Here is a 17,088-nt window from a genome sequence, read left to right on the forward strand (position 1 = left end):
AAGGTGCTTTTTCAAAAAAATAAACTACTTTGAACCTTTGCCCCATCGCAGTAAATCATTTAAAAAAACCTCAGCCAGGGGCTGATCGCCCCTGTACGGCATTTTTCTGCCCGGGTCCTTTGGTGAATTCTGCGGTTGATTTGACCCGCGGATAACGGGATAAAGGATATCATGCAAAGATCACGACTCAGCGTTCTCATACTGCTCGGAATCCTCTGCCTGACGGCCACGGTCCGGGCCGAGCCCGCCGTTACCGTCCAGACGGAGTACTACGACATCTACGGAGGCACGGGGCAAGAGCTGCGCGAGGAGATGGGGCGCTTGGGAACTGTGTGGCGGGACGGAAATACCTACGATGCCCTGACCACCTGGATGGCCAGGTGGTGGTTCTCCTGGGAATCCGGCCCCGACAGCTGCCGGATTACAGGCGTTGAGACCTCGGTGGAAGTACTGCACCGATACCCCAGATGGGCAAATCAGGATGAGGCGGCCCCCGAGTTGCAGAATCGCTGGACCCGTTACATGAAAAACCTCAAGACCCATGAAGACGGTCACAAACGCATCGGCATCGCGGCAACCGCAGCCATCGGTAAGGCCATCCGGCAAATGCCACCTCACCGCAGCTGCCGGGAGCTGGAAGCCGCGGCCAATGCCCTGGCGGAAGAGGTACTGGACACCTACAGGGCCCGGGAAGCCGACTACGACAAAAAAACCGGTCACGGAAAAACCCAGGGAGCTGTGTTTCCCTGACACACCAAACACGGGGAGCGGATCCCCGGGCAGGACAACCCCATGAACATCACACAAGACGACAAACACACCCTGAAGGTTGAGGAAAAGAACCGCACCATCGTGGCCATCGCAGGGATCGCCATCGCCTTCTGCCTGATCCGCACCGCCTTTTCGGTGCACACCTTCGGCCTTGAGTACGCCTACTACCTCCACTGGATTTTCCTGGCGGCGGTGGCGGCCCTTGCCGGATGGCGGTTCACCGAAGAGGTCACCTTCACCTTTGACCGCACCGCCAAAACCGTTACCTGGCGACGAAAAAAGCTCTTTGGGTCGGCCCTGGAAGGGGGCCTCACCTTTGACGAGGTGGAGGATGTCCGGATCGGGTACCGCGGGAGTGGAAAACGCACATCCTACCGCATCGAATTTGTGGTCAAAGGTGCCCCCTTTCCCCTGTCCGATCTCTACTCCCAGGGGGAACGGGGACGGGAAGCCTGCAACACCATTGCCCGGCGCATCCTGGAGGTGATGTCCCGAGCCTGAAGGTAAAAAAATCCGTAACCATTCAATACAAAACCCCAATCCATGGCACTGGATTGGGGTTTTTTCACGCGCAGGCAGATCGGAATGTGTGGGTTGACCTGCGCGGTCCTTCCTTAAACAAAGGGACCAACGGCCCCTGTCAGGCCCTGCTGGGGTCCAGGGTGGGCAAGTTGATGCAGGTTGCCGCCGCCTCCATGCCCCTGGGGCACTCCTGAAGGGCCATGGGCAGGGGATGGGCCGCGGATTGAAACCAGACCCCCACATCTGCCCCCAGGCGCTTCTCCAGGTATGCATAATTTTTCTTGATGGCCGGATCCACGCGCACGGGAAACCGCAGCCAGGTGGGGGTGGCATCCGGCGATGGATTCGGGGGCTCCAGACCGTTTCTCAGGCACCAGACCGCCCATTTTTCTGCTGCCCGCCGCCTCTCGGCCAGTTGGCGGTCCACCCGGGAGAGTTGCTGCATCATCAAGGGCGCCACCGCATGGGGCAGGCTCCAGTGGTATTGGCTGCACGGAGCGCCTGCCAGCTCTTCATCGTGCATCTGGGGCACAAGCCGGTCCGAAAGGAGCCCTTCGGCCAGGCCGGAGGTCACAAACCGAAACGGGCAGCTGTGGGTAAAATAGCTGTGGATGAGGGTCCAGAGAATCCGCCGGGTGAACTCCGGCGGAGCCGGGGTGAGGCGAGCCGCGTCCTCTTCCAGGCGGCGGCCGATCTCCGGGTTGTCGGTGATCACAAACCCGCCGTGGATGGTGTTGATGATCTTGGAGCGCTCACTGCTGAAAAACCCGATGTCCCCTAAGGTCCCCAGGAGCTTGCCGCGCCAGCGGCCGCCCGTGGCATGGGCGCAGTCCTCAACGACATAGAGCCCGCGGCCCCTGGCAAGGGCAAGGAGGTTTTCCAAATCCCGCCCGGGCATGCCGAAGGTGTGCTGAATGAGTATGGCGCGGGTCTTGCCCGTCAGCGCCCGCTCCACAAGGGAGGCGTCCATGCCGTAGGTGTCAAGTTCGATGTCCACGTAGACAGGCTCGATCCCTTCATACCGAAGGGCGTTGACCACGCACTGGCAGGTAAAGGCAGGAATAAGCACCTCGTCCCCCGGGGTAAGCCCCAGGGCGCGGACCACCGCACACAAAGACGCCCTGCCCCCCATGTAGAACCCGGCGTGGGCCACGCTGAACCGCGCCTTCACCGCCCGGGCGAGCCGCTGCAGCCCCTCCCCGCCTGAACGGGTTCCCGGATGCATCAGGGCCCTTGCCGCCAGAATCACATCGGCCATGCGCAAGGTGGCCGAAAGCAGCGGCACCGGCATCACGCGCTGGCGGCGCTTGAGTCGTTTCACATTGATCCCCTGCTGGCGGGCCAGGCATCGGATCGTGTGTCCCAGCCTTTCCATGATCACCCTCCTTCGCTAAGCACTAAGCAAACATCTCATGTTCTCATGGGGTAGCACAGTAAACCGGGATACTCAACTATCACAATATCGTCTGAAAACTATTTTCCTATCTACTTCCATCATCATAGATCTTTAAAATCCAAGAGGATTCTGAATGTCACAATCCCTTTTTCATATCACCAAATAAATTCAGGATAATATTTTGTTATGGACAATTGTGTCACGCTTCTATATCAAATTACTTATCAGTACCCGGCTTGTATCACGATGCCAACGCCATTTACTCTTCGGTAGACATTCAAAATGTTCCCCGATACCTGCCTTTGCATTGTCATACAACCGATTTGAAGGGACAGGCACACACGTGAATCGTCCGCGCCCTGCGAATATTTCGATGACGATTCGTATCGTACGACGCGATATCCCGCCGTTCGCACCCACGCGACAGGAAGCGATTCAAAAGGGCCATGTCCTCAATTCGCGACGCCATCATCACATCTTACGTGCTGCATCATGGGAGTTGAAAGGCGACGCAGCGTCGGGCACCGCAATGCCGTACCGGACCGTTTTTAAAGGCGACCAACCGCCCATGCAGGCAAAAAAACGATCCTGCCAAGCCCCGAAAATCATGACGTGATAAGCGGTTGTCGCATGTCACACTATTTTTTGAGGAGGAGATTGTGGATATTTTCAGCAACCGTTTCGAGATGAGATGGGCCGCCATCATCCTGACCATGTACGGCCTCATCATGATTCCCTTTCCCTGGTATTTCAACGAAACCTACGTGCCTGGTTTCGGGGGGGTCCCCCTGTTTGTGTACGCCTGGGTCCTTCACGGCATCGCCGTGCTGATCCTTGTCTGGCGATTCAGCCGCGAGGCACTGAAGCGCCCCGAGTACCGGAACTTCGAAGACATTCAACCTGAGAAGTAGAAAGGAGCGAGCAATACCATGGCTGACCCCGCAACATTGGTGACCCCCACACCGGTCCCGTTTTTCGTATCCATTGCCATCTACTTTGCCCTCATCGGCTATATCGGCTGGAGAGCGGCCAAATCCACCAAAACCCTGAGCGATTTTTTCGTCATGAGCGGCAAAGCCGGCGCCCTGGTGGGCGGTTTTGCCTACTTCGCCTCCCAGTACAGCATGAGCACCTTTATGGGCGTGCCTGCCGTCACCTATTCCACAGGCTTTTCCGGCATGAGCATCTCGGTGCCGGGGCTTGCCTTCTCCATGATCATCCCCGCCCTCTTTGTGGGGCGCAAGCTGATGATCATGGGTAAGAAATACGGTTTCCTCACCATGACCGATTACCTCTCGGACCGCTACGAATCCAACGCCATCCGGGCGGTCCACGCCGTGATGATGATCGCCTTTCTCGTGGCCATCATGGGTGCCCAGACCGTGGGCGCAGGGGTTATCCTCAACACCTTCACCGGCCTTCCCCAGTGGATGGGCGTGGTGGGCATGGGAATCATCGTCATCTGCTACTGCATGGCCGGCGGCATGAAAGGCGCCATGATGACCGACGTCCTCCAGGGCTTTCTCATGGTGACCACAGCCATCGTCACCTTTATCGTCTCGGTGAAGGCCGGGGGCGGGCTCAGCCAGATCACCACCTCCCTTGCCGACGCCAACCCCGCTTACCTTACCCACCCCGGCGCCAAGGGCAACTTCCCCTGGGCCTCCTACATGTCCATGATCGTCATGTGGAGCTTTTTCACCATCGGGCAGCCCACCCTCTTCACCAAGTTCTTCACCATGAAAAACTATGAGACCATGTTCAAGGCGGTGATCCTGGGGACCCTGGGCATGCTGCTCTCCGCCACCCTCATCGAGTGGGCCGGGGCCAACGCCATCGTCTCCGTGCCCGGGCTGACCGGCAAGCAGACGGACTTCATCGTGCCCATGCTCCTCCAGGGCAACCTCAACCCCGTGCTGGCCTCCATCCTCATTGCAGGAGTGGTCTCTGCCGGTATGAGCACCATCGACGCCCTGCTCGTGGTGGCCACGGGCGGCGTCACCCGGGACATCTATCAGAACCTCATCAACCCGAAGGCCTCCGAGGGCCAGATTTTTGCCCTCTCCCGCTGGGTCACCGTGGTCATCGGCGCCTGCGGCATCGCCATCGGCATCATCAAGCCCACCACCATCTTCGGCCTCATCAAGTTCGCCTTCGGTGGGCTGGGCATCTGGGTGGCCCCCGTGATCCTGGGCATGTACTGGAAAAAAGCCACCCGCACCGGGGCCATTGCCGCGGTGATCTTCGGGGAGGCCCTCTACATCGCCATGAAGCTCTGGTTCAAAACCTGGTCCTTTGGTTTTGACCCCCTCATCGTCTGCTGGGCCGCCACCATGTGGGTCATGGTTCTCATCAGCCTCTTTACCCGTCCTGCGGGCCAGGAGACCATTGAGCGCCACTTTGACCGGCTGGTCCCAACGGCCGGGGCCCCGGAAGAGCCTGCAGCCACACCGCAACCCCACGTCGCCTGACAATAACCTCGCGGGAGGGCCACAGCGCCCTCCCGCACTGTCATCCATGATAAAGCACAGAAACCATTCGAGCCGCCGGGCTCAGTCTCCCGGGAGGAGTTGTGAAGATCACCATTGACAAAACCCTGCCAGTCTCCATATCCGTCCAGATCGAGGGTGCCGTGGAGTTCGGCATCATGGCCGGAGCCTATCGTGAGAACAACCAGCTGCCCACGGTGCGTGCCCTGAGCAGCGAACTCGGGGTGGCCCCCATGACCGTCACCAAGGCATACAAATCCCTGAAGGCCAAAGGCCTTCTGGAGTCGGTCACAGGCAGGGGGACCTTCGTGGTGGCACCAGGGAACTCAAACACCAGAACCGCCTGGAGATCCTTCGCCGGGAGTTTCTGGCCCTGCTGGAAAAAGCAAGGGTCCTGGAGGTGGACCCCGCGCTTTTCATCGGCATGTTCAACCAGCGGGAAACCGAGGTGGAAGCCCCGGTGCCCCTTCGCATTCTCATGGTGGGGAACTCCCGGCGCATCAACGAGTGCTACATCCGGAGAATTCGGGATTTCCTCGCGGGAGCCCCGGTTCGATAACATGGATTTCGCCCAATTCAACACGTTGACGGACACCAGGGCCCGCAACTACGACCTCATCCTTACCATCCCCCACTGCATGGCCCGAATCCGGCTTAAAGTAGGGGATACCGTCCCGGTGATGGCCCCGTACCTCATTCCCTCCAAGGAGACGCGGGAAGCCCTCGCCGCCCTGCCCCCCGGCACCACCGTGGGAGCCATCTCCCATTTTGCATCCTTTGTGCCGGCCATGGCCGAAGGAATCCGGCGTTTTGCCCCCCAGGTGGGGACCATCCGCATGGAGCTGGCCAGCAGCCCGAAGCTGCAGGAGCTCGCCGACGTCACCGACGTCCTGATCTACAGCACCAGCAGCTTGGGGACAGCCAAAGCCTTAACGGGCGTACGCGTTATGTTCGAGTACGCCCACACCCCAGAAACACGGTACCTGCGGGAGATCCTGGTCCCCGCGGTCCAACACATCCAAAAAGAAGTACAGATATGAAGATCGCCGACATGAACTGGTTCCAGGTCGAATCCTACCTGAAAACCGACGACCGGGTGGTCCTTCCCCTGGGAAGCACCGAGCAGCATGCCTACCTGAGCCTCTGCACCGATTTCATCCTCTCAAACAAACTGGCCGTAGAGACCGGTGAGGGGTGCGGGGTTCCGGTCTACCCGGGCCTGCCCTACGGTATCGCCCCTTACTTTTCCGCCTACCCGGGGACCGTCACCATCCGCCCTGAGACCTATGGCGATTTTGTGACGGACATCCTCAACAGCCTTGTGAAAAGCGGCTTCAGACGCGTGCTTATCATCAACGGCCACGGGGGCAACAGCCCGGTGGAGGAGACCATCCGGTCCCGCATGGACAGTGTGCCCGAGTGCCAAATCCTCTTCCACAACTGGTGGTCGTCCGAGGATGTGATGGGTGCGGTCCACGCTGTGAGCCCCAACGCCTCCCACGCCTCCTGGATGGAGAACTTCCCCTGGACCCGCCTTGCCAGGGTCTCCCTTCCCTCCCGGGAGAAGGCTCCGTGCGATCCCCCCAACCTGAGGCAGCTTCCCCCCACTGAGGTGCGCTCCCTTCGGGGATGGGCAGGTATGGGCGCTTACCAGGCCGATGACGACGCCATGCTCGCCATCTGGCGCACGGCCGTTGCCGAGACCACCCGGCTCCTGGACACCGGGTGGGAGAACTGACCGTCCCGCCCCCGCCCCTGCAGGGGGCTGTTCCCCCACAAAAAAACCCCGCCTTTTTTGCAAAAGGCGGGGTTTTTCTATGGAGTCACGGGCCAGCCGTGGCAGGCCGCGGGATCTTTTTTACTTCTGGTCTTTGACCTCTTCGAAGTCGGCATCCACCACGTCATCGTCGGCGGGTGCGGCCCCGGCGCCACCTTCGGCACCGGCCTGGCCCTCTTCAGCAGCCTTCTTGTAGGCGGCTTCGGCGATCTTGTGGGAGGCCTGGGTCAGTTCCTCGGTGAGCTTGGTGATCTCCTCGGCGTCTTCCCCTTCCATGGCCTTCTTGAGCTTTTCGATCACCTCGGCCACATTGGCCTTGGTGGCTTCGTCAGCGCCCTCGCCCACTTCCTTGACGGCCTTTTCGGTCTGGTAGACCAGGGCGTCTGCGGTGTTGCGGGCTTCCACAAGGGCCTTCTTCTGCTTGTCTTCATCGGCGTGGAGCTCAGCGTCCTTGACCATCTGCTGGATCTCCTCTTCGGAGAGACCGCTGTCGCTGGTGATCTTGATGGACTGCTCTTTGCCGGTGGCCTTGTCCTTGGCGGAAACGGAGACAATGCCGTTGGAGTCGATGTCAAAGGTCACTTCGATCTGGGGCACGCCGCGGGGTGCGGGGGGAATGTCGGACAGGTCGAAGCGGCCCAGGGTCTTGTTGGTTTCAGCCATCTCGCGCTCACCCTGGAGCACGTGGATGGACACGGCGGGCTGGTTGTCGGCAGCCGTGGAGAAAACCTGGCTCTTGCGGGTGGGGATGGTGGTGTTTTTCTCGATGAGCTTGGTCATCACGCCGCCCAGGGTCTCGATGCCCAGGGACAGGGGAGTAACGTCCAGCAGGAGAACATCATCCACGTCGCCTTTGAGGACGCCGCCCTGGATGGCGGCACCAAGGGCAACCACCTCGTCGGGATTCACGCCTTTGTGGGGCTCTTTGCCGAAGATGGACTTCACGCGGTCCTGAACAGCGGGCATACGGGTCATGCCGCCCACCAGGATGACTTCGTTGATCTCGCCAGCAGAAAGGCCGGCATCCTTCATGGCGGTGACGCAGGGCTTGGCCAGGTTCTCCAGGAGGTCAGCCACCAGGGACTCCAGCTTGGCGCGGGAGAGCTTCACGTTCAGGTGCTTGGGACCGGAAGCGTCGGCGGTGATGAAGGGCAGGTTGATATCGGTCTCCATGGCGGAGGAGAGCTCCATCTTGGCCTTTTCAGCAGCCTCTTTCAGACGCTGCAGGGCCATCTTGTCGCCGCGCAGGTCGATGCCCTGCTCACGCTTGAACTCGTCGGCCAGGAAATCAATGATGCGAAGGTCGAAGTCTTCGCCGCCCAGGTGGGTGTCGCCGTTGGTAGACTTCACCTCGAACACCCCGTCGCCGATCTCGAGGATGGAGACGTCGAAGGTACCGCCGCCGAGGTCGAAGACAGCGATCTTCTCTTCGGACTTCTTGTCGAGGCCGTAGGCAAGGGAAGCTGCCGTGGGCTCGTTGATGATACGAAGGACGTTGAGGCCTGCGATGCGGCCTGCGTCCTTGGTGGCCTGGCGCTGGCTGTCGTTGAAGTAGGCGGGCACGGTGATGACGGCGTCGGTCACCTCTTCCCCGACGTACTCTTCGGCGGTCTTTTTGATGTTGGCCAGGATGAACGAGGAGATCTCTGCGGGGCTGTGCAGGCTGCCTCGCAGATCGATGCGCACGTCACCGTTGTCTGCTTTTTTCAGTTCGTAGGGCAGAATCTTTGCGTCACGCTGTACTTCGCCGGAGTCGAACTTGCGTCCGATGAGGCGCTTCACGCCAAACACGGTGTTTTCGGGGTTCGTGATGGCCTGACGCTTGGCAATCTGGCCCACGAGGCGCTCGCCGCTCTCAGAGACGGCAACGGTGGACGGTGTGGTGCGCCCCCCTTCGGTGTTGGTGATGACTTTGGCGTCTCCGCCTTCCATGATCGCGACACACGAGTTGGTTGTTCCCAGATCGATACCAATTACTTTACCCATTTTTTCCTCCATGCCTGTGCATCCGAGAGCAGGCTTCCAAATAAGTCTTTCCTGATAACTGTTCTGATGTGTATGGCCCGGGACTTGGTCTATTCGGCCTCGGCCTTTTCGTTTTCACCTGCGCTGAGAGCAGCCGCCTTTGAGACGACTACCATGGCCGGGCGAATAAGCCTGTCATGGAGCAGGTAACCCTTCTGCATCTCTTTCACCACGGTGTTTTCAGGGACCGCATTGGTCTCTTCCTGAATCACCGCCTGGTGGAAGTTGGGGTCAAAGGGCTTGCCTTCGGACTCCAGTGGCTTAAGGTGAAACTTTTCGAACACTTTCGTTATTTCAGTCAGGGTCATTTTGACCCCTTCAATGACGCCCTGTCCGGACTCGTCACTGCCATCCCCGGTGGACTCCACAGCCCTTTCGAGGTTGTCGATGACGGGAAGAAGCTGCTTGATAAACGCCTCATTGGCATACTTCTTCGACTCCTGAAACTCCCGGGCGGAACGTTTCTTGTAATTCTCAAATTCGGCGGTGGACCGAAGCAGGCGGTCGTAACTCTCAGCCGCCTTGGCCTCTGCTTCCTTGACTTTCTCTTCCATCAACTCCTCAGGGCTTTTGGCGACCTCTCCGGCCTCAGCGTCTTCGGCAGTGGCCTCGTCAACAGCGGTCTCGTCTCCAGCGACCTCTTCAACGGCCTCATCCGCCTGTGATACGGTTTCTTCTTCAGGCGTCGCGCCTTTTGCTTCTGTATGGTTCTGACTATTTTTGGCCAATGCTCACTCCTGATTCTCTCGACCCGGAAAACTCCGCTACGCTCCGTGAAACCACCTGACTGGGTTTATCTCCAAAAACCATCCGGTTTTTCAGCCGGACGGCCGCGTCTCACAAGCAACCAATTCACAGTCCCATGAATATGGGGATTCGGGGCCACGCAGTTGAACCGGGTCTCTCACCCGGATATTTATAAAGGACAAACAGTCGAACTTTTTGCCTAAACCATTTGGTGAACCGTCTGCATCATGCGATTCGAGAAAAAAGTAATACGTATTGATCAGTTGTCAATGGGGGATTTACGCAAAAAAATGGGGAAAAGGACTCTGAAGGGGGGCCCAAGGGGGAGATCACCGGGAAAATACGGCAAAAAAAAACCTGACCGCATCCGCCGACCGGGATCGATCCACGACACAGACCACATCCCTTAGTGCTGCTTCCTTCCGGACCTGACACGGTTCGAGCGGGGCTGTTGCATGGCGGCCGGTCGGCAGGACACGGCCAGGAGAGATACATATACGTCGAACGACGGACCTTTTCAAGCCCCTTTTTAACCAAAGGTGAGGTCTGAAGGAATCTTTGCCCCGCCCCGAAAGCGCCCCGACCCGGCACATGTCTTTTAAAATCAAACGACAAGACACATTTTATTCCAATCTTCACGCGTCTCCCCGGTTGACACCGGACAGGGGGTATTCTACCCTCAGCATCACCCGGTGGGTCGCGTCTCACAATGCGGCCAAACGCCCTAACCCCAACCCCCTAAAAAACAGTTCATGACACGACACCTTCAGACAGGGCCCGTACAGACCGTCCGCGACACTCTGGCCCGCCACGCCATGTGCCTGCCGGGCGATCACCTGCTGGTGGCCCTCTCCGGCGGCCCCGACTCCATGGCCCTGCTCCATATCCTTTACCTGCTGGCCCCCGAGCTGGACCTTACCCTTTCGGTGGCCCACCTCAACCACGGCATCCGGGGCGAGGCCGCGGACAGGGACCAGGCCTTTTCCAGGCAGGCAGCTGAAACCCTGGGCCTTCCCTTTGTGACGGAGACCACAGATGTCCCGGCCCAGGCCCGCCAGTCCGGCACGGGCCTGGAGGAAGCGGCCAGAAACGCCCGCCACGCCTTTCTCCGTGAAGCAGCCCTCTCCTGCGGGGCCCGACGCATTGCCGTGGGCCACCACAAAGGGGACATGGCCGAGCAGGTGTTGATGAACCTGTTGCGCGGATCGGGCCTCAAGGGGCTTGGCGGCATGGCCCCGGTGACCTCCGACGGCATCATCCGCCCCCTCATGGAACTCTCCAGAAACGAAATCACAGGCTGGCTGAGCGCCCGGGGCATCGGCCGTGATTCCAACAGCGACACCGCCTACACACGCAACCGGATCCGCCACCGGCTCATCCCCATGCTCGAAGCCGAGTTCAACCCCTCGGCCGTGGACACCCTGGCACGGACGGCGAGCCTTCTCAGGGACGAGGAGGCCTGGCTCCGGGAGCTGACCGAGTCCCTGTTCGACGACTGTGCCGTCTCCCGGGGGGATCGGCACCTGGAGCTCTCCGCCCCCAAGCTCCGGGCCCTTCACCCGGCGGCCCGGAACCGGGTGCTGCGCCGCTCGGCGGCCGCCCTCTGCGGCTCCACCCGGACCCTCAGCGCCGCCCATATCCAGCGCCTCACCGAGCTTCTGGACCAGGGGCAATCCGGTCACTACGCGGACCTTTCCCGGGGTCTCCGCGGTATCTTCACCCAAGGGGCCCTTCACCTCACCACGGAGACCGGCAACCTGAGGCACACCCGACCGCAGCTCCTTTCAGGGGTACCGGCCTTCTCCTATGAGGTGCCCCGCCCTGACCCCGGAGAGTCCCGCACCGTGCACATCACCGAGACAGGGGACCGCCTGACCATCGGCTGGGCCCAGGCCCCGGAGGAACTTACCACCAGCCGCAACGCCCTTCGGGTATACGTGGCCCCCGGGGCCGCAGGCTTTCCCCTGACCATCCGAAACCCCCGCCCCGGAGACCGCTTCCGGCCCCAGGGCGGCAGCGGGGGCCGCAAGCTCGGCCGCTTTTTCTCCGACTGCGGCCTGGAAGCGTCGCTGCGGTCACGCGTTCCCCTGGTATTCTCAAAAAACACCCTCATCTGGGTGGCGGGATACCGCCTGGACGAGGCTGCAACCCCACCGTCTCCCGGTGCCCCTGCCCTTGAGATGGTGTTCCACCCGTATAAAAAAGGATAAATCCCCCCGGATGCGTCTCATTATGTCTTGCCTAAATTGCAATGATGATTAATATGAGGGTAACCCTGCGCTGAATTCAGGGATGAACCGATGACGAAAGATCATGGAGGACCCATTTCTTGAACCCATTCTATAAAAATCTCTCCCTCTGGCTGGTAATCATTCTGATGATGATCATGCTCTACAACATCTTCAATCAGAACCAGCCCGGAGGCCAGACTGTCCCTTACTCAGAGTTTATCTCGCAGGTGGAAAGCGGGAATGTGTCCCGGGTAACCATCCAGGACCAGAATCTCCTGGTAACGAACAGCAGCAACGCCACCTACAAGGTATTTGCCCCCAACGACCTCCAGCTGATCCCCACCTTGCGGGACAAGGGCGTCATCATTGAGGCCAAGCCCCCGGCTGAGGCCCACTGGCTCGTCTCCATCATCGCCTCCTGGCTGCCCATGATCATCCTCATCGGGATCTGGATCTTCTTTATGAAGCAGATGCAGGGCGGGGCAGGCGGCAAGGCCATGAGCTTCGGCAAGAGCCGCGCACGTCTTCTCTCCGAAGACCGTGAGCGGGTGACCTTCCGCGACGTGGCAGGGGTGGAAGAGGCCAAGGAAGAGCTCACCGAGGTGGTGGACTTCCTGCGCGACCCCAAAAAATTCACCCGCCTGGGCGGCCGCATCCCCAAAGGTGTCCTCCTTGTAGGCCCTCCGGGAACGGGCAAGACCCTTCTGGCCCGCTCCGTGGCCGGAGAGGCCGAGGTGCCTTTCTTTACCATCAGCGGCTCCGACTTTGTGGAGATGTTCGTGGGCGTGGGCGCATCCCGTGTGAGGGACCTCTTTGCCCAGGCCAAGAAAAACGCCCCCTGCATCATCTTCATCGATGAGATCGACGCCGTGGGCCGACAGCGTGGCGCAGGCCTCGGCGGCGGCCACGACGAGCGGGAGCAGACCCTGAACCAGCTCCTCGTGGAGATGGACGGCTTCGAGAGCAACGAAGGGGTTATCCTCATCTCCGCCACCAACCGCCCCGATGTTCTGGACCCTGCCCTTCTGCGCCCGGGTCGCTTCGACCGCCAGGTGGTGGTGGACCTGCCCGACATCAACGGCCGCAGGAAGATCCTGGAAGTCCACATGCGCAAGACCCCCCTGGCCGACGACGTCCACGCCCTGAACCTGGCCAAGGGAACCCCCGGTTTTTCCGGTGCCGACCTGGAGAACATGGTCAACGAAGCCGCCCTCCTGGCCGCAAAACGGGATCAGGACAAGCTCCGCATGGTGGACTTTGAAGACGCCAAGGACAAGGTCTACATGGGCCTTGAGCGCAAATCCAAGGTCATCAAGGAAGAGGACAAGAAAACCACGGCCTATCACGAAGCGGGCCATGCCCTGGTGGCACGGTTCCTTCCCGGCACCGACGCGGTAAACAAGGTCACCATTATCCCCCGCGGCAGGGCCGCAGGCGTCACCTGGTTCCTCCCGGAAGAGCGGGACTTCAAGTACAAGGACCAGCTCGTCAGCGAGCTTTCCGTTGCCTACGGCGGACGCGTGGCCGAAGAGCTGATCTTCAACCGCATCAGCACCGGGGCGTCCAACGACATCAAGCAGGCCACGGGCCTTGCCAACAAGATGGTCCGGGACTGGGGCATGAGCGACTTAGGTCCCCTGTCCTACGCCAACTCCGACGACCATGTCTTCCTCGGCCGGGAGATCGCCCAGCACAAGGATTATTCCGAGCACACGGCCCGGCTCATCGATGAAGAGGTCTCCCGCTTCATCACCGACAGCTACACCAAGGCAAAAGAGGTTCTCACCGAGAACATCGATGTGCTCCACGCCCTCTCCGAACTCCTCCTGGACAAGGAGACCATCATGGGCAAAGAGCTCGACGACCTCATCTTTGCCATGCGCCCGGGCATCGTCCTCCCCTCCAACCCCCTGGACTCAGGCGACGATGCCGAGACACCCGACGAGGTGATCCTGGAGTCCGACAGCCAGGACGACTCCGGCACAACCGTTTAAACCGACGCTTCCAGGTGATGGGGCCTTGTTTTAAAGGCCCCGTCGCCCCTGCCCGGCCCCGTTCCGGGGCGAAAGGACCTCCCATTGCCATGATCCCCTTCGACATCTCCTGGAAAAACCACCGACTCAACCTCGGGCACCGCACCTGCATCATGGGTATCTTGAACGTCACCCCGGACTCCTTCTCCGACGGCGGCCAGTTTTTCAACGCGCAAAACGCCGTCAACCGGGCCCGCCAGATGGTGGAAGAGGGGGCAGACATCATCGACATCGGCGGCGAGTCCTCCCGCCCCAACGCCGACCCCGTGTCCCTGGAAGAAGAGCTGCGACGCGTGGTGCCGGTGGTTGAAGAGCTTGTCAAACACATCGACGTGCCCATCAGCGTGGACACGGTCAAGGCAGAGGTGGCCCGGCAGGCCCTTAAAGCAGGCGCCGCCATCATCAACGACATCACCGCCCTCACCGGCGACCCGGAGATGGCCAAGGTAGTGGCTGAGTTTGATGTGCCCGTGGTCCTCATGCACATGAAAGGGACCCCCAGCACCATGCAGAACAGCCCCACCTACGACGATCCCGTCGGGGAGGTCAAAGCCTACCTGGAAGAAGCCATCGCGCGGGCCGAGGCCGCGGGCATCGCACGGGACAAGATCATCGTGGACCCGGGCATCGGCTTCGGCAAAACCGTGGGCCACAACTACACCATCATCAAGCACCTGAAAAACCTGGAGTCCCTGAACGTACCCGTACTCATGGGCACATCGCGTAAATCCTTCATCCGCAAGACCCTGGAAGAGGGCATACGCACCGCTCCCATGGACGAGATCGAAATCGGCACCCAGGCCACGGTCTCCGCGTCCATCATGGGAGGCGCCCACATTGTCCGCGTCCATGACGTCAAATCCACGGCCGTCACGGTGAAGGTGATGGACAACGTCACGGCGGCCCGATAACCGAGCCGGGGCTTCCCGGCGAAGCCCCTTTTCCCCCACCTTCAAGAGCCCCGGAGACCACGGTGACCGCAGAGGAACATCACAACCGGAGACACCTGTACCGATTCGCCCTGGGCTTTGGCCTTGCAGCCCTTCTGGCCCTGATCCTCCTCTCCCTTGTCCTTCTCACAGGGCTCCGGCGGGAGGAGCACACCCTGGTCTCCCCCATTGAGGTCACCGGGATTCCCGAAGGCTATGTCATGGTCCGGCAATCCCACGCCCGGGCCAAGATCCGAGTGAGCGGAATGCCCGCAGACCTCGACCACATGGAACTGCTCCGCCTCCAGGTGACCCTTCCCGACCACCCCGCCATGGACGGCTCCTACCCCGTCACCCTGCGCCAGGAAGAAGCCCCCCCCGTGGAGATCCTTGAAATCACCCCGTCCGAGGTCCATATCCGCCTGGCCGAATCCGTCCAGAAAAACATCCCGGTAACGGTTCGCCTGGAGGGCAGCCCCGCCCCGGGATTCCGACTGGGCGAGGTCACGGTGACCCCCGCCGCTGCCCGAGTCTCCGGCCCGTCCGAGGTGGTGCGAAACGCCGCCCCAGCCGTACCCCATCCGCACCACCGCCGTCTCGGTTTCCGATGCAACGGCCCCCCTGTCCGTCAAGGTGCCTGCGGAACACGACCTCGGAAAAAGCCACCTCACCTTGTGCCCCGAGCTCTTCACCGTTCGCGTTCAGGTAGAAGAGATCCACGCCACCAGGCGCCTTGCCGGGATCCCCATCACCACCGGCCCGGACGAATCCCGCCACATCTCCATCACACCTTCCACCGTGGACATCTCGGTGACGGGTCCGGCCCGGCTTGTGGATAAGCTCCAGACAGCCACAGGGGTCTCCGCCGTCATCGATACCCGCGGCCTTGCCTCCGGCATCTATGTCCGCAGGGCGGCCATCACCCTCCCCCGGGGGGTCGACCTCATCAGCGCCAGCCCCGAACTCTTCACCGTCACCATTCCCGGGTCCTGACCCCGGTCCACGCAAGAAGCCCGCAGCCTTCGCGCAGAAGTGTTGCCGAGGCCCGTCAAATGGGGTAGGATGCCGGGGTTTGTATGTTCCGGCAGTCGGGCCCCTCGCCCTTGCCGTCCCTTGAGAAACGACGATAGAAAGAAACGGCAGCGGCGGCTTGCGCCCGAAAGGCCATAAAGCCGCCATGATGAGGAGACTATGGTACTGGTTATCGATGTGGGAAACACCAACACGGTGATGGGCCTCTTTGAAGGAAAAACGCTGATCCACGACCGAGATGACCCAGAAAAACATGACGGAGGACGAGTTCAACCTGCTGGTCAACGGCCTGTTCAAGGAGCGGGATATCACCCCCCAAAGCATCCGGAAGACCGTCATCTCCAGCGTGGTTCCCCGCGTCAAGGACATCCTCCAGACCTTCTGCACCAAATACCTCGGCCACGCCCCCATCTGGGTGGACAACGAAACCACCAAAGACCTCATGCCCGTGCTCTACCGGAACCCGGCCGAGGTGGGAGCCGACCGCATCGTCAACGCCATCGCAGCCTACGAGAAATACGGGTGCGCCATCATCGCCATCGACTTCGGCACGGCCACGACCTTTGATATCATCTCCCCCAAAGGGGAATACATGGGAGGCGCCATCTCTCCGGGCGTCATGATCGCCTCCGAGGCCCTGTTTGCAAACGCCTCCAAGCTGCCCCGCGTGGAGATCTGCTCTCCGCCCGAGCGGGTCATCGGCCTGGACACCGCCGAAAGCATGAAGTCCGGCATTATTTTCGGATACGCAGGCCTCGTGGACGGCATGGTGGAGCGCATCAAAAAGGAGCTGGGCTGCACGCCCAAGGTCATCGCCACAGGCGGCCTTGCCACCCTCATCAGCCACGTCTCCTCCACCATTGAGTCCGTTGAGCCCGAGCTCACCCTGGAGGGCCTCCGCATCATCAGCGAACGCCTTTAACCCGGGGAAGCGCAGCGCCTCCCCGCCATACCCTATCGGCCGAAAGAGCCCCTTTCGGCCGCCCCTTGTCCCCGGAAAACCAAAGCAAACCGTATTGATTCAGCCCCGCAGGGGCTGCTCATCTGAAACGGGATAACCCCCGAAAATTTCTGCGGAGCTTTTTTAAAAAGCACCCCGCCTAAACCAACCGATCCATAGAAACAAACCATACACG

At 60.6% G+C, this 17,088-nt stretch carries 15 protein-coding genes and 1 other RNA gene; 12 read left to right on the plus strand and 4 right to left on the minus strand.

What is annotated here, in order from left to right; genetic code table 11:
* The first annotated feature begins 171 nt into the window (after nt 1–171).
* Nucleotides 172–750 carry a DUF922 domain-containing Zn-dependent protease gene (locus ACOYW1_RS22945; protein ID WP_482419894.1) on the plus strand — a complete coding sequence of 193 codons (579 nt, stop codon included), beginning with the start codon at nt 172–174 and terminating at the stop codon, nt 748–750.
* A gap of 42 nt (nt 751–792) precedes the next feature.
* The gene (locus tag ACOYW1_RS22950; RefSeq protein WP_482419895.1) at nt 793–1,272 is read left to right on the plus strand and encodes a hypothetical protein; all 480 of its coding nucleotides are present in this window, start codon (nt 793–795) and stop codon (nt 1,270–1,272) included.
* Between the two features lie 139 nt (nt 1,273–1,411).
* Here ACOYW1_RS22950 and ACOYW1_RS22955 read toward each other — a convergent pair whose 3' ends face one another.
* Nucleotides 1,412–2,668 (minus strand): DegT/DnrJ/EryC1/StrS family aminotransferase, encoded by a 1,257-nt coding sequence (locus ACOYW1_RS22955; protein ID WP_482419896.1) that lies wholly within the window; start codon nt 2,666–2,668, stop codon nt 1,412–1,414.
* Between the two features lie 680 nt (nt 2,669–3,348).
* Here ACOYW1_RS22955 and ACOYW1_RS22960 point away from each other — a divergent pair.
* From ACOYW1_RS22960 to ACOYW1_RS22975, 4 genes are all read left to right on the plus strand, one after another.
* Nucleotides 3,349–3,600, plus strand: coding sequence for a hypothetical protein (locus ACOYW1_RS22960; protein ID WP_482417953.1), 252 nt, complete (start codon nt 3,349–3,351; stop codon nt 3,598–3,600).
* A gap of 18 nt (nt 3,601–3,618) precedes the next feature.
* Nucleotides 3,619–5,160: a sodium:solute symporter family transporter gene (locus ACOYW1_RS22965; protein ID WP_482419897.1), complete on the plus strand. Its 1,542-nt coding sequence runs from the start codon at nt 3,619–3,621 to the stop codon at nt 5,158–5,160.
* A gap of 101 nt (nt 5,161–5,261) precedes the next feature.
* On the plus strand, nt 5,262–6,218 hold the full coding sequence (locus tag ACOYW1_RS22970; RefSeq protein WP_482419898.1) for a GntR family transcriptional regulator: 957 nt from the start codon (nt 5,262–5,264) through the stop codon (nt 6,216–6,218).
* Nucleotides 6,215–6,916: a creatininase family protein gene (locus ACOYW1_RS22975; protein ID WP_482419899.1), complete on the plus strand. Its 702-nt coding sequence runs from the start codon at nt 6,215–6,217 to the stop codon at nt 6,914–6,916. Before ACOYW1_RS22970 ends, ACOYW1_RS22975 begins: the two co-directional genes overlap by 4 nt.
* A 120-nt stretch (nt 6,917–7,036) precedes the next feature.
* On the opposite strand, the gene dnaK is transcribed toward ACOYW1_RS22975, so the two are convergent.
* From dnaK to ffs, 3 genes are all read right to left on the minus strand, one after another.
* Nucleotides 7,037–8,941: a molecular chaperone DnaK gene (gene dnaK, locus ACOYW1_RS22980; protein ID WP_482417957.1), complete on the minus strand. Its 1,905-nt coding sequence runs from the start codon at nt 8,939–8,941 to the stop codon at nt 7,037–7,039.
* Between the two features lie 89 nt (nt 8,942–9,030).
* Nucleotides 9,031–9,708, minus strand: coding sequence for a nucleotide exchange factor GrpE (grpE, locus tag ACOYW1_RS22985; protein WP_482419900.1), 678 nt, complete (start codon nt 9,706–9,708; stop codon nt 9,031–9,033).
* A gap of 398 nt (nt 9,709–10,106) precedes the next feature.
* Nucleotides 10,107–10,189, minus strand: an RNA gene (ffs, locus tag ACOYW1_RS22990) — signal recognition particle sRNA small type.
* Nucleotides 10,190–10,479: 290 nt separating this feature from the next.
* On the opposite strand from ffs, the gene tilS reads away from it, so the two are divergent.
* The 6 genes from tilS to ACOYW1_RS23020 all read left to right on the plus strand — a co-directional run bounded on the left by tilS (nt 10,480) and on the right by ACOYW1_RS23020 (nt 16,874).
* On the plus strand, nt 10,480–11,937 hold the full coding sequence (tilS, locus tag ACOYW1_RS22995) for a tRNA lysidine(34) synthetase TilS (RefSeq protein WP_482419901.1): 1,458 nt from the start codon (nt 10,480–10,482) through the stop codon (nt 11,935–11,937).
* 119 nt (nt 11,938–12,056) lie between these two features.
* Nucleotides 12,057–13,952, plus strand: coding sequence for an ATP-dependent zinc metalloprotease FtsH (gene ftsH, locus ACOYW1_RS23000; protein WP_482419902.1), 1,896 nt, complete (start codon nt 12,057–12,059; stop codon nt 13,950–13,952).
* Nucleotides 13,953–14,041: 89 nt separating this feature from the next.
* Entirely contained in the window at nt 14,042–14,902 is an 861-nt protein-coding gene (gene folP / locus ACOYW1_RS23005; RefSeq protein ID WP_482419903.1) for a dihydropteroate synthase, read from the plus strand.
* A gap of 62 nt (nt 14,903–14,964) precedes the next feature.
* Nucleotides 14,965–15,759 (plus strand): CdaR family protein, encoded by a 795-nt coding sequence (locus ACOYW1_RS23010; RefSeq protein ID WP_482419904.1) that lies wholly within the window; start codon nt 14,965–14,967, stop codon nt 15,757–15,759.
* On the plus strand, nt 15,731–15,913 hold the full coding sequence (locus ACOYW1_RS23015; RefSeq protein WP_482419905.1) for a hypothetical protein: 183 nt from the start codon (nt 15,731–15,733) through the stop codon (nt 15,911–15,913). The genes ACOYW1_RS23010 and ACOYW1_RS23015 overlap by 29 nt, the downstream gene beginning before the upstream one ends.
* Nucleotides 15,914–16,190: 277 nt before the next feature.
* Complete coding sequence (locus tag ACOYW1_RS23020) at nt 16,191–16,874, plus strand: type III pantothenate kinase (protein WP_482419906.1); 684 nt, start codon at nt 16,191–16,193, stop codon at nt 16,872–16,874.
* The last annotated feature ends 214 nt before the right edge of the window (nt 16,875–17,088 follow it).

The organism is Desulfoluna sp. CYM3A, assembly GCF_056829965.1.